Below are 20,502 nucleotides of genomic sequence, written 5' to 3' on the forward strand. Positions count from 1 at the left end.
ATCGTGGATCGCCCCCACGGATTGGTGTATCGGCTGTGCCGCGCGGGCGCGAGGATCTACGCCAGGGGCGTAGGAAAGGCGTCGCGCGTTTCAAAAAAAATCGCTCGACAAAAAAGCCCAGGCGAGCGCATCGACAGACATGGCCAATATCCAAATGCGACGAGGCGCCTTTCAGCGCCTAATTGTTTAAATTGGGACCAAGTGCGGCTGCCAAACGAATGGTGTAAGAATGCGCTAGCTACCATCGTCAGCTGCCAGGCACCTCCCAAAGACTAGAATCGACTGATCGACTCCCGCGTGGCACTGCGGCGCAAACTATCGAGCCGGCATTCGAAGAGCCCCATCTAGCCTTATCGTCTCGCCGTTCAGCATTGGGTTCGCAATAATTGCTTCAATTAACTGAGCGAATTCCTCGGGCCTGCCAAGCCGGCTGGGATGTGGAACTTGGCCCCCTAAAGAGTCCTGCGCGGGCTGCGGCAGCCCACGCAGCATTGGCGTGAGAAAGATGCCTGGCGCGATGGTCACCACCCGGATCCTATGCGGCGCAAGATCCCTAGCAATCGGAAGTGTCATGCCGACGACGCCGCTTTTGGACGCAGCATAGGCCGCCTGCCCCACCTGGCCATCATACGCAGCGATCGAAGCAGTGTTCACGACAATGCCGCGTTCTTCACCAATCGGGTCGGCGGAGCAGAGCCGGGCGGCAAACTGCGCAGTCACATTGAACGTGCCTATTAGATTGATTTCAACCGTTTGGCGAAACGCTTCCAGCCCGTGCGGGACATTATTTTTTCCCACGGTTTTGATTGCGGGTGCTACGCCCGCGCAATTCACCAAAATCCGGGCCACGCCGTGAGCCTTCTCGGCGATATCGAGCGCGCGGGTGACGCTTTGTTCGTCGGCAACGTTCGCCAGAGCGAAAACGCCACCGATCGCTGCGGCATGCGCGCTGCCTGTTTCTTGGTTGAGATCAATTATCGTCACCTTCGCACCACGTGCCGCAAGCATCGCCGCGGCCGCGGCACCCAAGCCGGAGGAACCGCCAGAAACGATCGCGGAAAGAGTCGCATCAAGGATCATTTCAGGCGTTCGCTCCATCGGGCCGAGCAGGCATGCTAAGCGGCAGCGGTATTTCTGACGCAAGCGGATAATCCGTCAACCTTGCGCGTCATTGGACTTTCACCCTCGATCTGATCAAGAACGCGACACCCGGTCGGTGGACTGCGCTGCATTGGCGTCGGAGAGGATCTTCCGCGCCCGCGCCAGATGAGGTCGGTCGACCATTCGTCCTAAATAGGCGATCGCGCCGACACCCGGATTAGCGGCAAAGACATCGACAATCGCCCGGGCTTCGGCGATCTCCGGTTCGGTAGGCGTAAAAGCCGCGTTGATCACTTCAATCTGCGTTGGGTGAATGGCGAGCATGCCGCTGTAACCGGCGCGCCGCACCTGCTCTGTGCGCAGCTTCAGGGCATCAAGATCACGGAAATCACTGTGGATCGTTTCGATCGCTGGAACGCTCGCCGTCGCGGCGCCAAGCAGGCACATGCTGCGGGCAAGTTCGTAGACGAAACCGTAACTGCCGTCGGGATTGAGGTTTGACATCGCGCCAATGGAATCCGCCAAATCTTCTGCCCCCCAGGTCAGCGCCGCGACCCGTGGAGCACCCTCATAACTCCCAGTGTGAAACATTGCTTTGGCCGTCTCCGTGATAAGGGCGATCACCGGCGTCGATCCGGCCACAATGCCATGCGCCGCCTCAAACGCAGACAAATAATGGTCGAGCTGTTCAACGTCCTGCCGTCCGTTCACTTTGGGAAGCATAATCCCTCCCGGGTGAAAGGGCATGATCGCCGCGAGATCGGTCAGCGCATGGGAGCCATCGAGTGGATTGATGCGCACCCAAAGCCGCGTGCGCTGCGCCGGGTTGGCGTTAAGCAGCTCCGGCACAAGCTGCCGGGCGAGCGGCTTGTTTGCGCAGACGACCGAATCTTCGAGATCGAGCAGGATTATATCCGCCTGGCTGGCGATCGCGTTGGTCATTTTGCGCGAGCTATCCCCCGGCGCGAACAACCAGGAGCGCATCTTGAGGGTCAGCGGTTCGGGCATCGGCAACCATCTTCCCATAGCGGCGCGGCCAATGAGTCTCCGCGCCTGAGTCCGTTGCGGGATAGCAGAGCAATCCTGGCTCCAAAAATGCCTTGATTGCCGCGGCATCGCGGTGCCGCGTAAGCGGACCGTGGAGATCCAATATATGGCCAAGACACTGACCCACCTGGAACGCCTCGAAGCCGAGGCGATCCACATCATGCGCGAGGTAGCCGCCGAGGCGAACCGGCCGGTGATGCTCTATTCGGTCGGTAAGGATTCGGCGGTGATGCTGCATCTCGCGCGCAAGGCCTTCTATCCCTCGCCGCCGCCCTTCCCGTTGCTGCATGTCGATACGACCTGGAAATTCCAGGAAATGTACAAATTGCGCGAGCGGGCGGCGCGCGATGCCGGCATGGAACTGCTCATCTACCAGAATCCGGAAGCGATCGCGCGCGGCATCAACCCGTTCGATCACGGCGCGCTCCACACCGATATGTGGAAGACCGAGGGGCTGAAGCAGGCGCTCGACAAATATGGCTTCGACGCGGCGTTCGGCGGCGCGCGGCGCGACGAGGAAAAGAGCCGCGCCAAGGAACGGATCTTCTCGTTCCGGACCGCCACGCACGGCTGGGATCCCAAGAACCAGCGTCCCGAACTGTGGAATCTCTACAATGCGCGCAAAAAGAAGGGCGAGAGCATCCGCGTCTTCCCGATCAGCAACTGGACCGAGTTGGACGTCTGGCAATATATCCAGCTCAACGACGTGCCGATCGTGCCACTCTATTTCGCGGGCAAGCGCGCGACCGTGGAGCGGGACGGCATGCTGCTGATGGTGGACGACGATCGCTTCCCGCTGAAGCCCGGCGAAGTGCCGGTCGAACGCTCGATCCGCTTCCGCACGCTCGGTTGCTATCCGTTGACGGGCGCGGTCGAGAGCACCGCCTCCACCTTGTCCGAGATCATCCAGGAAACGCTGCTGACGACCACGAGCGAGCGGCAGGGCCGCGCGATCGACAAGGATGCCGGCGGCGCGGGCATGGAAAAGAAGAAGCAGGAAGGGTATTTCTGATGAGCGGGATCGCCACGCAGGAGAGCGTCTATCAGACCGAGGCGCTGATCGCCGAGGATATCGATGCCTATCTGGATCAGCATCAGCACAAGACCATGCTGCGCTTCATCACCTGCGGATCGGTGGATGACGGCAAGTCGACGCTGATCGGCCGCCTACTGTACGATTCCAGGATGATCTTCGAGGATCAGCTCGCCGCGCTGGAGGCGGACAGCAAGCGCGTCGGCACGCAGGGCCAGGAGATCGATTTCGCGCTCCTGGTGGATGGCCTCGCCGCCGAGCGTGAACAGGGCATCACGATCGACGTCGCCTATCGCTTCTTCTCCACCGAGAAACGCAAGTTCATCGTCGCCGACACGCCCGGCCACGAACAATATACGCGCAATATGGTGACCGGCGCCTCGACCGCCGATCTCGCCGTGATCCTGATCGATGCACGCAAGGGCGTCCTCACCCAGACGCGCCGCCATTCCTATCTGGCGCATCTGATCGGCATCAAGAATCTCGTGCTGGCGATCAACAAGATGGATCTGATCAGCTACGATCAGGCGCGCTACGAGGCGATCCTCGCCGACTATACGGCCTTCGCCACCAGCATCGGCATCACCGCGTTCACGCCGATGCCGATCTCGGGCTTCAAGGGCGACAATATCTCGTTCCCGTCGGAAAACATGGCCTGGTATTCCGGCCCGACGCTGATGGAGCATCTGGAGACCGTCGAGGTCGGCGTCGATGAGGATCAGGCCAGGCCGTTCCGCATGGCGGTGCAGTGGGTCAACCGTCCCAATCTCGATTTCCGCGGCTTCTCCGGCCAGATCGCGACCGGCACCGTCAAGCCCGGCGATCCGATCCGCGTGCTTCCCGGCGGCAAGACCTCGACGGTCAGCCGGATCACGACGCTCGCCGGCGATCTCGACGAAGCGGTTGCGGGCCAGTCGATCACGCTCTCGCTCGCCGACGAGATCGATTGTTCGCGCGGCAACGTGATTTCGGCCGCCGATGCCCCGCCCGAGACCGCCGATCAGTTTGAATCGACTCTCGTCTGGATGGATGATGAGCCGCTCGTCGTCGGCCGGGCTTATTGGCTGAAGCTCGGCACGCAGATGGTGTCGGCGACGATCCGCGAGCCCAAATTCCAGGTCAACGTCAACACGATGGAGCATCTTGCCGCCAAGACGCTGGAGCTGAATGCGATCGGCGTGGCGGAGCTCAGTACCGATCGCGCGATCGTGTTCGAACCCTATACGCAGAACCGCACGCTCGGCGGGTTCGTCCTGATCGACAAGATCAGCAACGCGACGGTCGCGGCGGGCTTGCTGCACTTCAGCCTGCGGCGCGCGCAGAACGTGCATTGGCAGGCGACCGATATCGGACGCGATGCGCATGCCGATCTCAAGAACCAGAAGCCGCGCGTCCTGTGGTTCACCGGCCTCTCCGGATCGGGCAAATCGACCATCGCCAACGAGGTCGAGAAAACGCTCAATCTGATGAACCGCCACACTTTCCTGCTCGATGGCGACAATGTCCGTCACGGACTCAACAAGGATCTGGGCTTCACCGAGGCGGACCGGATCGAAAATATCCGCCGGGTCGGCGAAGTGGCCAAGCTGATGGCGGATGCGGGGCTTATCGTGCTCACCGCCTTCATCTCGCCATTCCGCGCCGAACGCGACATGATCCGCGCGATGCTGCCGGAGGGTGAATTCATCGAGATCTTCGTCGACACGCCGCTCGACGTCGCCGAGGCGCGCGACGTGAAGGGGCTCTACAAAAAGGCGCGCGCCGGCGAGCTCAAAAATTTCACCGGGATCGACAGCCCCTATGAGGCGCCCAACCACGCCGAGATCCGCGTCAACACCGTCGATATGACTCCAGCCGAGGCAGCCGAATATATCGTCCGCCAGATCATGCCGCTCAAATGAGGATCCTGACGGACGTCGACCTCGCCGCGCACCTTGCCGAAACCGCGGGCAAGCTGCTGCTCGCCGTGCGCAAGGCAGGGGTGTTTTCGGACAGGGCGCTCGGCAAGGCGGGCGACCAGACCGCGAACCAGTTCCTCGTCCACGCGCTCCGCGAACAGAGGCCCGAGGACGGCCTGCTGTCCGAGGAGATGAAGTGCGACGGATCGCGCCTCGGCCGATCGCGCGTGTGGATCATCGATCCGGTCGACGGCACGCGCGAATATGGCGAGGGTCGGCCCGACTGGGCGGTGCATGTCGGGCTGGCGATCGACGGCGTGGCGACGATCGGCGCGGTCGCGCTACCGGGCTTGGGCGTGACGCTGACCTCCGCCGCACCGCAGGCACTCCCCCCCGCTCACTCGCCGCCGCGCATGCTGGTCAGCCGCACGCGGCCGGCCAAGGAAGCGGTCGCGGTGGCCAAGGCATTGGGCGGCGAACTCGTCGCGATGGGATCGGCGGGCGCCAAGGCAATGGCGGTCGTGCGCGGCGAAGCGGAAATCTACCTCCACACGGGCGGGCAATATGAGTGGGACAGTTGCGCACCGGTCGCGGTCGCCCGCGCCGCCGGGCTCCATGTCAGCCGCGTCGACGGATCGCCGCTCGTCTATAATGCCGAGGACACCTATCTGCCAGACCTGCTGATCTGTCGACGCGAGCTAGCGGACGAGGTGCTAAAGCTGGCCTCTAATCTGCCGACGATGAGTTGATCCCGTCGATGCGGGCTAAGTCCGCTAGTTAACAAACTGATAGCCTCTTAGCGCCACCGCGGAAGGGATGCGAAGCCCTCGGAATCCGTGGGCATCCAGCCAGTCGGACCACCATTGCATCATGCGCCGTCTCGGACCAATCCACTCGGCTGAATTGTATGCGCGGCGCGACTGCCTCGATTCCACGTGCGCCAATTGACGCTCGACCCAGTCAGGATCCCAAAGTCGAACTATTTCGCCCCTGTCATCAATCCGAGTAGCCTCGTTGAGAACGGTCGATGCCAATCCGCGGAAGCCGTGTATGGTGACCTCACCTCGAAATCCTATACTCTTTATACAATCAAGCATGCGGTTATGACCTATTACCCCATCATGGCTTGTATCAGATGGAAATAGATATTCGCTTTCAGGGCCGAGATTCCTTATGTCCGACAACAGTCGGATAGCTTGCTTTGACAAAGGGACGATGTGCTCGATTTTTGTCTTCACCCGATCCGAAGGAATCCGCCATATAGGCGTTGCACCGTCCAGGCCCTCAAGTTCGTCGTATCGAGCGTACCTGGTTTCCACAGACCTCACGATCGTGATGATTGTCCACTGAATTGAATAGCTAGTAAGTTTGCTGACATTATCTTTCGCCAGAGCGACGAAGAAGGCTGGAACCCGTGGCGCCTTCAGCGCGCTTCGATGACGATTCAGATTCCTTTTGGGCAAAGCGTCGATTATGCTGACGCTTGGGTCGAACTTTGCCTTTCCCTCAGCAATCGCAAAGCTGAAAACCGAGCCGCACTGCGAGCGAAGTCGGCGACACATTTCCAACGAGCCTCGCTGTTCAACCTTTTTGAGGGCGCCTCGAAGGCTGGGGCCATCCACCAATTCGATGGGTATGTGGCCAATTTCCGGGAAAATATCTCGCTCGAAATTCTGCTCGATCCGCAACCCATAGTTTTGGGACCAATGACGGCGGGCATGACTGAGCCACTCGCGAGCGATACATTCAAACGTACGTTCATCCTCGTTTGTTACGGATTTGCTTCGCGCAGCGGTTTCGAGCCGCGGCTTTGACTTCAGCGTGAATTGGAACTGCGCTTGCGCGCCCCATGTTCTCGCTGCCGCCACATCGAGTTCAGGGTAGGATGGGCCTTTCAATATCGTGGATTTTCCCCCTTTTGTGTATCGAACGCGCCATAACTTATCGCCGTTAGGCTTGACGAGTATATAAAGGCCATTCTTATCAAAGGCTCTATATTTCTCTGGCTTCGGCTTGAGGCGATCGACATATCTATCTGTCAACATTGTTATCTCCGTGATTCACACGTTGACCACGCTCCGCTTACCCTATTTAAGAATCCTGTGATTTGTAAAGGTGGCGACAAGCGAAGACGCTGATCGAGAAAGAGACGAGTTTTAGGGCGATTGCCGGGAGCGAACACATGCGTCTTGCGCAATGACACGGCGGGGATGGCCTTTCCTCGACGCCTGAGTAACAGCGTATCAACGATCCATATTCGCGGTCGACCCGATACGGGTGCCGACGGGTGGAACAGACGGCGCTTTGCCGCGGGATCGTCGGATACGCACTGCGCCACCGTTTATGGGTGAACGCAAAGATGACAGAGTCTCGGGACCTTGCCATTCGTCGGATCGATAGGAGCGTCACATGGCTGGTTTGTGGTTCGAGCAATTCACGGTTGGGCGCGTGTTCATTCACGAAATCAGGCGCAGTGTGACGGAAATGGATAATATGCTGTTTTCGTCGCTGACCTTCAATCCAGCCGCGATCCACGTCGACTTCGCCTATGCCGCAACAACCGAATTTGGCCGGCCGCTGATCAACTCGATCTTCACGTTGGGGCTCGTGATCGGCTTGTCGGTGCAAGATACGACGCTCGGCACCACCGTAGCCAATTTGGGGATGACTGACACGGTGTTTCCCAACCCAGTTTTCGCTGGTGACACAATTCGCGCAGAGACCGAGATTGTCGGGAAGCGGCCGTCATCATCGAGACCGGGCCAAGGTATCGTAACGCTCTTGCACACCGGATATAATCAAGACGACAAAATAGTTTGCAAGACGACGCGGGCGGCATTGATGCTTCCCGAGCCGCTTTAAGCTTGTTGCAGATTGGTATATTGCTGAGCGCCGACACGCGATGACGTGGCGCCTTGCGGCGCAGAGCGCTTGCCAGGGCCGATCGGTGTAGAGATAACCGAGCCCGTTCTGCGTCCTGGCCGGCGTGCTCGTGGCGCGAAGCGCAAATCGACGGCGCGGCCGCACGCGCCGCGAGCCCCTCGCCTGCTGAGCGTGTTGGGAGCTTACGTTGCGTGCAGCCGTGCTTTATCCAGTAGCGTGGGCCGTGCGCTCAGGGAGCGCTGACCGCAGACGCTGACGCAAAGCTGAGCCGGTTCGATTAAGCCGCTTCACCCACGCGTTCGATGACCATCGCAATCCCCTGGCCACCTCCGATGCACATTGTGACGAGGCCGTATCGTCCCCCGGAGCGCTCCAATTCCGCCAGCAGCTTCACCGTCAGGATGGCGCCGGTCGCGCCGATGGGGTGGCCGAGCGCGATGCCTGAGCCATTGACGTTCGTCTTGTTCGGATCGAACCCGAGCTCTTGCGCGACGGCGCATGCCTGCGCGGCGAAGGCCTCATTCGACTCAATGATGTCGATCGCGTCAAGCGGAAGTCCGGCGCGCGCAAGGGCGATGGGCACAGCTTTCACGGGACCCAAGCCCATCACGTCCGGGGCCACGCCCGCGTGAGCCCAACTCAATATGCGGGCACGGACTGGCAGCGACCCAGCCTCGGCGTCCTGAGCCGAACACAGAACGACTGCGGCGGCACCGTCGTTAATTCCGCTGGCATTCCCAGCTGTGACAGAACCTTCCTTTGCGAAGGCGGGTTTGAGCTTTGCGAGCGTCTCGACCGAGACATCTGTGCGGACATGCTCATCAGTCTGGAAGACAATACTGCCGCCCCGCGTCTTCACCTCTACCGGAACGATTTGATCCTGAAATCGCCCTTCGGTGAGCGCTTGCGACGCCCGGCGATGGCTCTCTACAGCCAGCGCATCTTGGGTCCCACGTGATATTTGATGGCGATCAGCGATATTCTCCGCGGTTACGCCCATGTGGTAATCTTCGATCGGATCGGACAGCGTGGCGGTGAGCGCGTCGAGCATCTTGATCGCGCCCATTTTCTGCCCGAAGCGGCCAGCAGTTAGATAGTGGGGTGCCTGGCTCATGTTCTCGGTACCCCCCGCGACAACAAACCTGGCTTCGCCAAGCGCGATCATCTGCGCTGCCGAAATGATGGCCTGTAATCCGGAACCACAAAGGCGGTTGACGGTCAGCGCGGCGGCGGAATCGGGAATGCCCGCTTGAAGGGCTGACACGCGTGCGGTGTAGGCGTCTTGAGGCTTCGTCGGAATGACTTGCCCCAGCACGACATGCTCCACGTCGCCTGGGGAGATCCCGGCGCGGGCGACGGCCTCCCGAATGACAATCTCGCCCAGCGAGGCAGGGGAGACATCTTTCAGCGAGCCGCCGAAATCGCCGATGGCGGTGCGAACCCCGGACAAGATAACAACATTGTTGATCATGGACGCCTCTTGCCGGTGATGTCGTTCGGGTCGCGAGCTACGAGCGATCCCATCAGAATGCAACTTAGCATGCGCATTTAAAAGTGTTGGAGGGTCGTCTAACAGCGGGCTTGGCAAGCACCATTTTGGTGTGTGGACGTCTTTTGCCCGGGCATGGTCGTCTTCGCGGTCGGCATGAGACATGATTGTTGCCCGCTTATCGTCTGCGGTCATCGCCTGGGCGGTGCGACGGTGGCAGTTGCGCTCTTCGATTTGACAGCGCCGCGGCCACCAGCTTGAGACGAGCAATACCGAGCGACCGGAGGATCGGGTGAAGCAATCGTACGATGTCGTGATCGTGGGTGCCGGGCATGGCGGCGCGCAGGCCGCGATCGCGCTGCGCCAGAACAAGTTTGAAGGCACGATCGCGATGATCGGCGAGGAGCCCGAGCTTCCTTATGAACGCCCGCCGCTCTCCAAGGATTATCTCGCTGGCGAGAAGACGTTCGAGCGGATCCTGATCCGCCAGCCCGCTTTCTGGGACGAACGCGATATCGCGATGCTGCTCGACCGCCGCGTCACCGCCGTCGATCCAGCCGCGCACAGCCTGACCACCGCCGACGGTGCGACGATCGGTTATGGCACGCTGATCTGGGCGACGGGCGGCGCGCCCCGCCGCCTCTCCTGCGCCGGCCACGATTTCGCGGGCGTTCACACGGTGCGCACCCGCGCCGATGCGGACCGGATGATGGCCGAGCTGGACGGCATGACCCGCGCGGTCGTCATCGGCGGCGGCTATATCGGGCTGGAGGCGGCGGCGGTGCTCACCAAGTTCGGCAAGCAGGTCGTGCTTTTGGAGGCGCTGGACCGCGTGTTGGCGCGCGTCGCGGGCGAAGCGCTGTCGCGCTTCTACGAGGCCGAGCATCGCGCGCATGGCGTCGAAGTCCGGCTGGGCGCACAGGTCGATTCCATCGAGGGTGTCGACGGCAAGGTCACGGGCGTGCGCCTGCATGATGGGGAAGTGCTCGGGTGCCAGATGGTCATCGTCGGCATCGGCATCGTCCCCGCGGTCGAGCCGTTGATCGCGGCGGGGGCAGACGGCGGCAACGGCGTCGCGGTCGATGGCCAATGCCGGACGAGCCTGCCCGATATCTTCGCGATCGGCGATTGCGCGCTTCACAGCAACGGCTTCGCCGAAGGCGCAACGATCCGCGTCGAATCGGTCCAGAATGCCAATGATCAGGCGACGGTCGTCGCAAAGACGATCACCGGCGGCGACGTCACTTATGATGCCGTGCCGTGGTTCTGGTCGAACCAATATGATCTGCGCCTGCAGACGGTCGGGCTTTCGATCGGATATGATGCCGTCGTCGAGCGGGGCGACCCCGCGACGCGCAGCTTCAGCATCCTCTATCTGAAGCATGGCCGCGTCATCGCGCTCGACTGCGTGAACGCAACCAAGGATTATGTGCAGGGCCGGGCTTTGGTGACGGGCGGAGCGAGGATCGATCCGGCGCGGCTGGCGGACGCTTCGGTGCCGCTGAAGGAGCTCGCCGCCTCGTCCTGATCGCCGGCCGCCGTGTCGCGCAAATGACTCGGCAGTGGAACGATCGGGCTCCCCATCTTTCCACCGTGATGCAGCATGAGACAACGACCCTCGTCGAGGTCAGCCCCATGTGCACGCATCAAGCTGAGTATCGAAACTGGACGTGTTGGTGGAGAGCAGTCTCCACCGCGCTTGCTAAACGACGATCTGTCCTTGTGCGCAGCACGGTTGTTGCCGAATAGCGCACTTGCCTATCATGCCCGGGTCGATTTCTGATAGATTGCCGAAAGGACTTATCGGGCGCACGATGCTTGTCGGAAAAGCTTGAGGCGCAAGGACCACGTGTCTAACCGTCACATAGGTATAGGAGCGGGGGAACGCGGATGGCCGACGGCGCACAGATTTACCGGAAGGCCAGCTTCATCGGGGTCGCCAGGTCATGTACATCCCATTGCGCGTCGATCGCCGCGCAGATTAATCTTCCCATCTTCCGCTGATCCTTCGTGACGATAAAGATCGCCGTCCTCAAAGAGACGGCGACCGGAGAGGCGCGCGTCGGCGCGACACCTGAGACGGTCAAGAAGTTCGTCGGCCTCGGCGCCGATGTCGCGGTCGAGAGCGGCGCGGGTATCGGCGCTTCGGTCGCCGATGCCGATTATGCAGCGGCGGGCGCCACGATCGGCGATCGCGCGGCAACGCTTGCGGGCGCGGAGATCGTGCTTGGCATCCAGGGTCCGGACCCCGCTGCGCTGACCGGCGCCAAGCCCGGCGCGTGGATCGTCGCGGGGCTCAATCCGTTCGGGGATCGGGCGCGGATAGAGGCTTATGCCGCCGCGGGCTATGAAGCGCTGGCGATGGAGTTCATGCCGCGCCTCACGCGCGCGCAATCGATGGACATCCTCTCCTCGCAATCTAATCTCGCCGGCTACAAATCGGTGCTGATGGCGGCCGCCGAATATGGCCGCGCCTTTCCGATGATGATGACCGCGGCGGGCACCGTGTCGGCCGCGCGCGCCTTCGTGATGGGTGTAGGTGTCGCCGGACTGCAGGCGATCGCGACCGCGCGGCGGCTCGGCGCGCAGGTGTCCGCGACCGACGTGCGATCGGCTACGAAGGAGCAGATCCAGTCGCTCGGCGCCAAGCCGATCTTCGTGGAGAATGTGAAGGGCATCGAGGGCGAAGGCGCCGGCGGCTATGCGACCGAGATGAGCCCCGAATATCAGGCGGCGCAGGCCAAGCTGGTCTCGGCGCACATTGCCAAGCAGGACATCGTCATCACCACCGCTCTGATCCCGGGCCGGCCCGCGCCGCGCCTGATCTCGGACGCGCAGATCGCCTCGATGCGCGCGGGTTCGGTGATCGTCGATCTCGCGGCCGAGAGCGGCGGCAATGTCGAGGGTGCGGTCTCGGGAGAGACAGTGGTGAAGCATGGCGTGAAGATCATCGGCGCGAAGAATGTCGCGGGCACGATGGCGGCGGATTCGTCGGCGCTCTTTTCGCGCAACCTGTTTAACTTCCTGTCGGCTTTCTGGGACAAGGAGGCGGGCAGGCCCGTGCTTGACGAAGAGATCGGCGATGCGATCCGGCTGACGCTGGGCGGCAAGATCGTGAACCCGCGGCTGCTGTCATGACAGCGGGCACCCCAGTTCCTCGCCATGCTTCGCATGGAGAGGAACTTAGCGTCGGAGCCGCCTGATGGACTTCATCTCGATCCTGTCGATCTTCGTGATGGCCTGTTTCGTCGGCTATTATGTCGTCTGGTCGGTCACGCCGGCGCTGCATACGCCGCTGATGGCGGTGACCAACGCGATCTCGTCGGTGATCATCGTCGGCGCGTTGGTGGCGAGCGCGGCGGGGGCGCTGGGTGGTTCGGCGACGTCGAAGTGGCTCGGGCTGGTCGCGGTGGCGCTGGCCAGCGTGAACATCTTCGGCGGCTTCGCGGTCACCGCGCGGATGCTGGCAATGTACAAGAAAAAGGACCGGCCGGCGGCCAAGTGAGCCGGCACGGGAGGATGCCGGGACGCCACGCGCGCAAGCGAGCGGACCGGCCAGGGGGATTGAGCAATGCATGAAGCCGTAGCCGTCAATCCATGGGCGATGCTGGCCTATCTGGTCTCGGGCATCTGCTTCATCCTCGCGCTGCGCGGACTCTCCAGCCCCGCTTCCAGCCGCAACGGCAACCGCTTCGGCATGGCCGGCATGGCGCTGGCGATCGTCACGACATTGATCACGCATGCGCCGGGCAGCAGCCAGCGCGTCTGCCCGATCGCGGCGGATTGTTGGACGGTCTTCACGATCGACTGGATCAGCGCGATCGAGATTGCCGGCGCGATCATCATCGGCGGCGGCATCGGCATCGTCACCGCCCGGCGGATCGCGATGACGGCGATGCCGCAGCTCGTCGCCGCCTTCCACAGCCTCGTCGGCCTCGCCGCGGTGCTCGTCGCGATCGCGGCCTATCTCAACCCGCAGGCGTTCGGCATCCTCCAGCCCGACGGAATCGACATCTTCCAGAGCAGTCGGATCGAGATGGGGCTGGGCATCGCGATCGGCGCGATCACCTTTTCGGGATCGGTCATCGCCTTCCTGAAGCTCAACGGCACGATGGGCGGCAAGCCCATTATGCTGCCCGGCCGCCACATCATCAATCTGGCGACGATCGCAGCGATCCTGATCCTCGTCGGCCTGTTCCATCTCGATACGCCGGGCCTGTTCTGGGCCATCGCGATCCTGTCCTTCGTGATCGGCTTCCTGCTGATCATCCCGATCGGCGGCGCGGACATGCCCGTCGTCGTCTCGATGCTGAACAGCTATTCGGGCTGGGCGGCAGCGGCGATGGGCTTCACGCTGCACAATAGCGCGATGATCATCACCGGCGCGCTCGTCGGATCGTCGGGCGCGATCCTGAGCTACATCATGTGCCGGGCGATGAACCGCAGCTTCATCAGCGTGATCGCGGGCGGCTTCGGCGGCGACAGCGGCGGCGCGGCCGGCGGCGAGGCGAAGGAGCAGCGCCCGTGGAAGCGCGGGTCCGCCGAGGATGCGGCGTTCCTGATGAGCCAGGCCGAGCAGGTCATCATCGTCCCCGGCTACGGCATGGCCGTCGCGCAGGCGCAGCATGCGCTGCGCGAGATGGGCGACGTGCTGAAGGCGCAGGGCGTCACCATCAAATACGCGATCCACCCCGTCGCGGGACGCATGCCGGGGCACATGAACGTGCTGCTCGCCGAGGCGAACGTTCCCTATGACGAGGTGTTCGAACTGGAGGACATCAATTCGGAATTCGCGCAGACCGACGTCGCCTTCATCATCGGCGCCAACGATGTCGTGAACCCCGCCGCCAAGACCGACAAGAGCTCGCCCATTTACGGCATGCCCGTGTTCGACGTGAACAAGGCCAAGACCGTGCTGTTCATCAAGCGATCGATGGGCGGCGTCGGCTATGCGGGCGTCGACAACGACGTCTTCTATCAGGACAATACGATGATGCTGCTCGCCGACGCCAAGAAGATGGTTGAGGAGATCGTCAAGGCCATGGCGCACTAAGTCACGGAGCCGATCGCGGGATAGCGCACTCGGCCGACAGGACGCGATCCACCAAGCGAGTTGCGGTCAGGTCTCGCTTAGGCGACGTCGCATCGGGACCCTGGTCAACGCCGTCAGAACGCTCGAGGTCGTGAGTTGACGAGGACAAGGGCGCAAGTGACAAAGTGGGCAACACGCTGTTTGCGCTCGATCATAATGGCTTCCTTGCGAAACTGGGAAAAATGCGGATGATCACAATTTCACTTATCCATTGGCACGCAATCGCATTGATGCCCGATGATCGGAAGGATGGGCGCGATATGCTGCTTTGGAACGGCGACGCCGAAGTGGGTGCTTGGTTCGACGATGGCTTCGAAGGGGCGGGATGGGCGGCGACACGCGATGTGTTACCGATCGAGAAGGTAACGCACTGGGCGGACATCAATTCACCTGAGTAAGGGTTCAGCCCAAAGCAGTTCATTCATCAGACGCTTTCGGCGCGCGACCACGTCGCCCGCGCCGACCTGGCTGTACAAGACTCGGTGGCACGACTGGGAAGGTTCAGCAGAACGAAGCCCGTCAGCTCGCTGAACCGATGGGCAGGCCTGTTGATCTTGGGGAACGTTTATCCGCGTTAGACCGCCGGCTCTGCGTCAGGTGATCCTTAAAATACCGGCGGGCAGCCAAGTGCAGGCAGCGCGGATATTCGATCGGTTGCGCTCGCGCTAGCTCCACCCAACCACCCAAAGCCAACATATAGAAATCTTATGCGGTTTTATACGGATCATATAGAAGCTATAAACATTGAATTATGGATCCGCGGCGTAACCATTTCGCCCAGGTGCAGGCAGTCGTCCTCCCGAGTTGGCCGGCCGGGAAGACGTTTTCGAAATGGTTTCAGTAGCGCTTGATCGCATTCGAAACGGTCGTCATGCGCAAAGCATGATCCTGCCCGGGCTTGGGGGGGTGGGCGAGACAGATTTGCTCAACGCCATGCGCAGGGCCGCCGAAGGCGAAGGCATCCTGAGCGTGCCGATCGAAGCGCCCGAGGGGCAGTCCTTGCCCACCATGCTCGTTTCAGCACTTCGGACCGCGGTGCTGAAGCTTGATCGCGGCCAAGCGGCGATGACGCTGGCGAAGCGGGGTCGCAGCTCTTTGGCGCGCTTCGTGCGGGTCGTCAATGGCGACACGCTGCGCGCCGGTCCGGAGCGCATCCGCCTGCTTGGCATTGATGCGCCGGACGATCCCACAGCGGGCGCTGTAGACCCTTTCCCAAATCCGGCGCAATCTGCGAAAAAGCGGTCGGTCGCCGCTACCGCCAGGTTGCGCGATGCCCTGGCGACCCTTTTTTAGGATCGAGCAGGCTGGGCGCGATCGCTACGGGCGCACGCTGGGCATCGGGTGGTCGGGCAGGCGAACTTAACCTGCTGGCAGCTGCGTCGTGGGCAAGCCGTCTCTCATCGCGAATAGGATACGGACCGGCGCATCGCGCGCGAATGCTCCGAGATAGCTCGATGATTGCCGATCGCGAACTGCGGGCCTGCGCAACGACAATGCTGCAGCAGCATGGGCTTACCAGACTAGTCTGTGGACGACATGGGGGCCCCCAAACGGCTAGGATCGCAGCGATGGGCTGGCAATCGCCATCGGCCCGGACGATCTGACATTGCCCCCTCCCCCATGACGGACGTCCGCAATCTGTTTGGACAAGGGAGGATGGACATTCGCTTTTGCATGCAGCCGAGGATCGCCGCCGACTTCTCGCAAGAGCTTCCCCACCGCACCTAGGTTGTTGAGCGCCAAAGGTCGACATCATCGGGCGGCGCAGCTTTCTTTCGCACACTCCGCCTGGATCGGCAGCGGATGTTTGTTCTCTCAGCGGGAACACTACCGGCGCCGCACGGACGAACACCGCCAATAAAATCGCGGTTCGCAACACGTTGGACGGATCATACCACGCGCAAGATCGTGCTCTTTAGCGCGGCAGAGCTTGCCCCCGCCAACACCGTGAAGGTTCCTGGTTCGACCGCCCAGGTCATCGTGGCGTCCCAGAAAGCCAGAGCATCCGCATCAAGATTCAGGCGTACCGTTCGCCGTTAGGCGCGCCTTACGCGCCGCCGCCCTCCCACACTTGCGTGACTGACTAGAACGCCGGATCGCATGTCTACAATTGACACCCAAACGCGGAAGCTCTGGGAGTCCGGTTCCGTATCCGCTAAGACGGGAAGGGGGTCGCGAAGAACCATGTCCGTCAGGCGCTGCCGGACCGTCTGGCGGCACTGCCCAGCTGAACCTCCGTCTCACGGCCCCCCAAGCCCGCCCTCCGCACGCTCTTTTCGGTGCAGTGCTCACACCGGAAAAACGAACATGCGTCGCTTGGGCCGTTTTCGAGAATATCATTCGGGTCACTGCTGCCTGTCTCTCAGCCGCGCGTCAGCCGCCCCCCGGGGGGGGGGCGCTAGCCTCTCGGACTCGGGGCGGAAAGCGTTATCGGTGCTGGCTCCACTGCGTTCGCGCGCAGGGAATGCCCGAGCGCTCCGATGCTTTTCCCTCCCTACAAGGGCGATCCAGCGAAGCTTGCGACCAGCAGAACCAGCGAGACCGACACGCCTTCGACCATGCGACGGGTCTAATCTCATGCCCTGCCTAGGACAGGAATACCGGCGGACGTTTTTCCAGGAAGGCTGCGAACGCTTCGCGCGCGTCATCGGACTCGAGAGCCGTTGCGAAAAGCGTGGCCTCTTCATCGATCCGCTGCAATATCGGCGCGGTGTCCCCCCTCATCAGTCGCCGCGCTGCCGCCAGGGCTGCCGGCGGCTTTAGGCAGAGCGCCGCGGCCTTCGCGCGGGCCACGTCATCGAGCTCTGCCTCGACGACCAGCGCGGTGACCAGACCGACCGTATCTGCGGTCTTGGCATCCATCGGCTCGCCGAGCAGGAGCATCGCCGAGGCCTTCGCGTGCCCTAATCGCTGTGGGGCCAGCAGACTGGCGGCCGCCTCCGGGACCACCCCCAGATTGACGAACGGCATGGTGAACCGGGCATCGGGCGATGCATAGACCAGATCGCAATGGAACAGCATCGTCGTCCCGATGCCGACGGCAAGCCCTCGCACCGAGGCGACCAGAGGTTTCTCGAAGGCCGCCAGCGCCCGGATGAACGCAAAGGCCGGCATGGCTCCGTCCGGACCGTTGAGAAAGTCGCCAAGATCGTTGCCGGCGGTAAAGGCACCGCCTTCACCGGTGAACAGCACGGCGCGTATCTGAGGGTCCGTCGAGGCCGTCTGGAGAGCTTCGGTCATTGACCGATACATGGCTCCGGTCAGAGCATTTTTCTTATCGGCGCGTGCGAACCTGATCTCGAGCGTTCGGTCGGAGCGCGCAATCTGGATATGATCTGTCATAGCGACCTGTGCTGCTGTCCCATTCCAGCCCTTGTGGCATCCCGCCCATGCGACGGGAAGGTCGCGGCACGCCCGCGGCGACTGTGCCGACGAGAGCTGCGGGCCGGAACGATCCGACCCGCATAGCTTCGGCAATCAGAACTTGAAGCCGGCGCGAACACCATAAGTGCGCGGCTCGTTATACTGCTTGTAGTCCCCGAACGCGCCGCCGGAGCGGATGATCGTGTAGCGCGTGTTGCTGAGATTCTCGCCGTAGATCCCGATCGTATACCGCCCGCCGGGAGCGACCCAGTTGATCTGTCCATTGAAGATCGAATAGCCGGACTGGCGGTAGCGCTGCTTGTTGGCGAGCGCAGCACCTGCCGTCGGTCCATAGAGGGACGGGTTCTGCACGACGTAGGAGGCGGTGAAGGAGCCGTTGCCAGCGATGTTCAGGCGCCCTCCGGCGAGATCGACGCCATAGTCGAACCCGATATTCCCCGACCATGACGGGGCTCGGGCCGCCTGCTGGCCCGACCAGTCCTGGATCTGACCGCTGACGTTCGTCTGGGTGGCGGTGTTCAGCGCCGTCCCGACCGCATTCTTGAAGTCGACATAGCGTGCGTGGATCCAGGCGCCGCCGGCACGTACGTTCAAATTCTCGATGACGGTATATTGCGCCTGGGCCTCGAGGCCGTAGGAGCGGGCCTTGGCCGCGTTGCCGATCGTCTGGATGAGCCGCAATCCGCTGGGATCGGTCGGATCGGGGCGCGACACGCCGACCTGCAAATCCCTGAACTCGTAATACCAGCCGGCGGTGTCGAAGCGGAATGCGCGCGACGCGGTCTTGAAGCCGATTTCGTAGGCGGTGATCTTCTCCGGCTTGATCGGGAGCGCGAAAGCGGGGTTCGCGCTGGCGGCGGTGTTGAACACGCCGGACCGGAAGCCCTTCGAGAAGGACGCATAGACGTTCGTGCGGGGCGCCAACTCATATCGGATGACAGCGCGCGGTGTGAAGGAACTGAACGTCGCATGCCGATCGACTTCCGCCGTGACCGTCGGAAACGTGAAATTGTATCGCAGCTGTCGCCGCTCGGTGCTGTACCGCCCGCCGGCAGTCAGGAACAGCTTGTCGCCGATGTGCAGCGTGCCGTCGGCATAGATCGCGCCGGCATTCGTTCCCAGACGCACCCGATAACCGCTCTGTTGCACCGAAGGGTTGCCCGAATAAGCGGCGGAATCGGGCGTCTCGTTCTTGTCGTTATAATAAAAGGTGCCGACCACCAGATCGACATTGTTAATCGCGTCGATCGCGAAATCCAGCGTTTGCTGGAAGGAGTGGTCCTTCGGATGCCCTACCGACAAGGACAAAGCCGCCATGCTCGCGTCAAAGTCGAACATGCTCGTGGATCGGCGCTTGGCGTATCCGGTGTAGGACGACAGGGTGCCGATACCGGTGTTGAACTTGATCGTGCCGGTAAACTCATTTGCTCGGGCCGCAGCGTTGACGGCGTTGACCGACGCCTTGTCGCGAGTGTGGGCGCGATAATCGGCTTGGCCGACACAGGCTGGCGCCGGGTTAGGACAGGTCAGCGTGTTTCCGGGGGTCGCGAATGCCGGATAATAATCGTGGACGACATAGGTCAGACCGCGATCATCCCGCACGAAGCCATAATTGTAGCCGAGCGTGACCTTGAGAGTTTCCGTGGGGTCGAACTCGAGTTTCGTGCGGATCGACGTGTTCTTCAGCGGATCGATCTTGCGATCATCAGCTTTCGAATTAGGATCTGCACCGATGTCGGTGATATAGCCATCACTGTCCCGCATGTAACCGGCCACGCTGAACTTGATACCTTTTGCGATCGGTGCTGAAATGTATCCCTGCAGCCGCTTGTCATCGAAGCGACCGTATGAGCCAGTGCCACTGACTGTAAACTCATCTGACGGCGCCATAGTCTCAATCACGATCGCACCACCGGTCGCGTTACGCCCGTACAGCGTGCCCTGCGGACCTTTCAGCACCTGCACGCTGGAGACAGTCCCCAGGTCTTGATTGATCGTCACCATATCGTTCTGGTAGAAACCATCGACATAGACGGCGACGTTGTTTTCGAAACCAAATCCCAGCGTGAGCGTGGAGATACCGCGCACCGCTGGTTGTGTAAAAGCGCCGCCCTTGTTGATCTGGACGCCGGAGGCGATTTGCTGGATGTCGTCGAGCCGCTTTATCCCGGAATTCTGGATCGTAGCGGCCGTGACGGCAGTGATCGAAACGGGCACGCTCTCGAGCCGCTCCGCACGCCGCTGCGCCGTCACGATGATGTCGTTCGCATCCAACGAAGGCGCGGGTTCAGGCCGGGAATTTAGGTCGGTCGCATCCTGGCGGGTTGCGCTCTGGGCTTGAACGTTCTCGGCCGAGAACGTGAGCGCCATCAGCGCGATGCTCCCCAACAGGTGCGATCGAACGGTCATATCCTTATCCCCTCATCGACCGATCTTTGTCGGCCTTCGTTTACCGCCACGTGGCACCAGCATTAATGACATTGCCGATATGCAATATCAATTTATTTCTGTGGCGTGCCTCGCGGCCGCCGGCCGTCGGGAGAGGAAGTATCGCTCCGGCGGCGGGATCTGCGTG

The 20,502-nt window shown here is 61.8% G+C and carries 17 protein-coding genes; 10 read left to right on the forward strand and 7 right to left on the reverse strand.

Features of this window, described 5'->3' with window-relative positions; genetic code table 11:
* Positions 1-315: 315 nt before the first annotated feature.
* Positions 316-1,080: an SDR family NAD(P)-dependent oxidoreductase gene (locus tag Q4F19_RS08590; RefSeq protein WP_303541966.1), complete on the reverse strand. Its 765-nt coding sequence runs from the start codon at positions 1,078-1,080 to the stop codon at positions 316-318.
* 114 nt (positions 1,081-1,194) lie between these two features.
* The gene (locus tag Q4F19_RS08595; protein ID WP_303541578.1) at positions 1,195-2,109 is read right to left on the reverse strand and encodes an HpcH/HpaI aldolase/citrate lyase family protein; all 915 of its coding nucleotides are present in this window, start codon (positions 2,107-2,109) and stop codon (positions 1,195-1,197) included.
* A gap of 145 nt (positions 2,110-2,254) precedes the next feature.
* On the opposite strand from Q4F19_RS08595, the gene cysD reads away from it, so the two are divergent.
* From cysD to Q4F19_RS08610, 3 genes are read left to right on the forward strand one after another with little or no spacing between them, the layout of a single operon-like run.
* Positions 2,255-3,160 carry a sulfate adenylyltransferase subunit CysD gene (gene cysD, locus Q4F19_RS08600; protein WP_303541580.1) on the forward strand — a complete coding sequence of 302 codons (906 nt, stop codon included), beginning with the start codon at positions 2,255-2,257 and terminating at the stop codon, positions 3,158-3,160.
* Positions 3,160-5,082, forward strand: coding sequence for a sulfate adenylyltransferase subunit CysN (gene cysN / locus Q4F19_RS08605; protein WP_303541582.1), 1,923 nt, complete (start codon positions 3,160-3,162; stop codon positions 5,080-5,082). Before cysD ends, cysN begins: the two co-directional genes overlap by 1 nt.
* The gene (locus Q4F19_RS08610; protein WP_303541583.1) at positions 5,079-5,828 is read left to right on the forward strand and encodes a 3'(2'),5'-bisphosphate nucleotidase CysQ; all 750 of its coding nucleotides are present in this window, start codon (positions 5,079-5,081) and stop codon (positions 5,826-5,828) included. The genes cysN and Q4F19_RS08610 overlap by 4 nt, the downstream gene beginning before the upstream one ends.
* A 24-nt stretch (positions 5,829-5,852) precedes the next feature.
* On the opposite strand, the gene Q4F19_RS08615 is transcribed toward Q4F19_RS08610, so the two are convergent.
* The gene (locus Q4F19_RS08615; RefSeq protein ID WP_303541585.1) at positions 5,853-7,124 is read right to left on the reverse strand and encodes a tyrosine-type recombinase/integrase; all 1,272 of its coding nucleotides are present in this window, start codon (positions 7,122-7,124) and stop codon (positions 5,853-5,855) included.
* 364 nt (positions 7,125-7,488) lie between these two features.
* Between Q4F19_RS08615 and Q4F19_RS08620 the strand changes: the two genes are divergently transcribed.
* Positions 7,489-7,941, forward strand: a complete 453-nt coding sequence (locus Q4F19_RS08620) for a MaoC family dehydratase (protein WP_303541587.1) — start codon at positions 7,489-7,491, stop codon at positions 7,939-7,941.
* 298 nt (positions 7,942-8,239) lie between these two features.
* Here the strand turns inward: Q4F19_RS08620 and bktB are convergent, their stop codons facing one another.
* Complete coding sequence (bktB, locus tag Q4F19_RS08625; RefSeq protein ID WP_459112927.1) at positions 8,240-9,430, reverse strand: beta-ketothiolase BktB; 1,191 nt, start codon at positions 9,428-9,430, stop codon at positions 8,240-8,242.
* A 313-nt stretch (positions 9,431-9,743) separates the two neighbouring features.
* Here bktB and Q4F19_RS08630 point away from each other — a divergent pair, with 313 nt between their 5' ends.
* The 6 genes from Q4F19_RS08630 (at position 9,744) to Q4F19_RS08655 (ending at position 15,836) form a co-directional block, all read left to right on the forward strand.
* Positions 9,744-10,979, forward strand: coding sequence for an NAD(P)/FAD-dependent oxidoreductase (locus Q4F19_RS08630; protein ID WP_303541590.1), 1,236 nt, complete (start codon positions 9,744-9,746; stop codon positions 10,977-10,979).
* A gap of 488 nt (positions 10,980-11,467) precedes the next feature.
* Complete coding sequence (locus Q4F19_RS08635; RefSeq protein ID WP_303541967.1) at positions 11,468-12,589, forward strand: NAD(P) transhydrogenase subunit alpha; 1,122 nt, start codon at positions 11,468-11,470, stop codon at positions 12,587-12,589.
* Positions 12,590-12,653: 64 nt separating this feature from the next.
* Positions 12,654-12,956: an NAD(P) transhydrogenase subunit alpha part 2 gene (locus Q4F19_RS08640; protein WP_303541592.1), complete on the forward strand. Its 303-nt coding sequence runs from the start codon at positions 12,654-12,656 to the stop codon at positions 12,954-12,956.
* Between the two features lie 66 nt (positions 12,957-13,022).
* The gene (locus tag Q4F19_RS08645) at positions 13,023-14,504 is read left to right on the forward strand and encodes an NAD(P)(+) transhydrogenase (Re/Si-specific) subunit beta (protein WP_303541593.1); all 1,482 of its coding nucleotides are present in this window, start codon (positions 13,023-13,025) and stop codon (positions 14,502-14,504) included.
* 164 nt (positions 14,505-14,668) lie between these two features.
* On the forward strand, positions 14,669-14,941 hold the full coding sequence (locus Q4F19_RS08650) for a hypothetical protein (RefSeq protein ID WP_303541595.1): 273 nt from the start codon (positions 14,669-14,671) through the stop codon (positions 14,939-14,941).
* 484 nt (positions 14,942-15,425) lie between these two features.
* Entirely contained in the window at positions 15,426-15,836 is a 411-nt protein-coding gene (locus Q4F19_RS08655; RefSeq protein WP_303541597.1) for a hypothetical protein, read from the forward strand.
* A 596-nt stretch (positions 15,837-16,432) separates the two neighbouring features.
* On the opposite strand, the gene Q4F19_RS21465 is transcribed toward Q4F19_RS08655, so the two are convergent.
* The 3 genes from Q4F19_RS21465 to Q4F19_RS08665 all read right to left on the reverse strand — a co-directional run bounded on the left by Q4F19_RS21465 (position 16,433) and on the right by Q4F19_RS08665 (position 20,336).
* Positions 16,433-16,564 carry a fibronectin type III-like domain-contianing protein gene (locus Q4F19_RS21465; RefSeq protein ID WP_431312389.1) on the reverse strand — a complete coding sequence of 44 codons (132 nt, stop codon included), beginning with the start codon at positions 16,562-16,564 and terminating at the stop codon, positions 16,433-16,435.
* 565 nt (positions 16,565-17,129) lie between these two features.
* On the reverse strand, positions 17,130-17,885 hold the full coding sequence (locus Q4F19_RS08660) for an enoyl-CoA hydratase (protein WP_303541598.1): 756 nt from the start codon (positions 17,883-17,885) through the stop codon (positions 17,130-17,132).
* 135 nt (positions 17,886-18,020) lie between these two features.
* The gene (locus tag Q4F19_RS08665; RefSeq protein ID WP_303541599.1) at positions 18,021-20,336 is read right to left on the reverse strand and encodes a TonB-dependent receptor; all 2,316 of its coding nucleotides are present in this window, start codon (positions 20,334-20,336) and stop codon (positions 18,021-18,023) included.
* Positions 20,337-20,502 lie beyond the last annotated feature (166 nt).

The sequence above is a fragment of the Sphingomonas natans genome (genome assembly GCF_030546695.1).
Taxonomy (GTDB): domain Bacteria; phylum Pseudomonadota; class Alphaproteobacteria; order Sphingomonadales; family Sphingomonadaceae; genus Sphingomonas_I; species Sphingomonas_I natans.

Excerpts from the sequence above, each read along its gene's own strand:
- Q4F19_RS08590 (WP_303541966.1), bottom strand. The coding sequence starts at position 1,080 with ATGATCCTTGATGCGACTCTTTCCGCGATCGTTTCTGGCGGTTCCTCC.
- Q4F19_RS08595 (WP_303541578.1), bottom strand. The coding sequence starts at position 2,109 with ATGCCCGAACCGCTGACCCTCAAGATGCGCTCCTGGTTGTTCGCGCCG.
- cysD (WP_303541580.1), top strand. The coding sequence starts at position 2,255 with ATGGCCAAGACACTGACCCACCTGGAACGCCTCGAAGCCGAGGCGATC.
- cysN (WP_303541582.1), top strand. The coding sequence starts at position 3,160 with ATGAGCGGGATCGCCACGCAGGAGAGCGTCTATCAGACCGAGGCGCTG.
- Q4F19_RS08610 (WP_303541583.1), top strand. The coding sequence starts at position 5,079 with ATGAGGATCCTGACGGACGTCGACCTCGCCGCGCACCTTGCCGAAACC.
- Q4F19_RS08615 (WP_303541585.1), bottom strand. The coding sequence starts at position 7,124 with ATGTTGACAGATAGATATGTCGATCGCCTCAAGCCGAAGCCAGAGAAA.
- Q4F19_RS08620 (WP_303541587.1), top strand. The coding sequence starts at position 7,489 with ATGGCTGGTTTGTGGTTCGAGCAATTCACGGTTGGGCGCGTGTTCATT.
- Q4F19_RS08640 (WP_303541592.1), top strand. The coding sequence starts at position 12,654 with ATGGACTTCATCTCGATCCTGTCGATCTTCGTGATGGCCTGTTTCGTC.
- Q4F19_RS08645 (WP_303541593.1), top strand. The coding sequence starts at position 13,023 with ATGCATGAAGCCGTAGCCGTCAATCCATGGGCGATGCTGGCCTATCTG.
- Q4F19_RS08655 (WP_303541597.1), top strand. The coding sequence starts at position 15,426 with ATGATCCTGCCCGGGCTTGGGGGGGTGGGCGAGACAGATTTGCTCAAC.
- Q4F19_RS08660 (WP_303541598.1), bottom strand. The coding sequence starts at position 17,885 with ATGACAGATCATATCCAGATTGCGCGCTCCGACCGAACGCTCGAGATC.
- Q4F19_RS08665 (WP_303541599.1), bottom strand. The coding sequence starts at position 20,336 with ATGACCGTTCGATCGCACCTGTTGGGGAGCATCGCGCTGATGGCGCTC.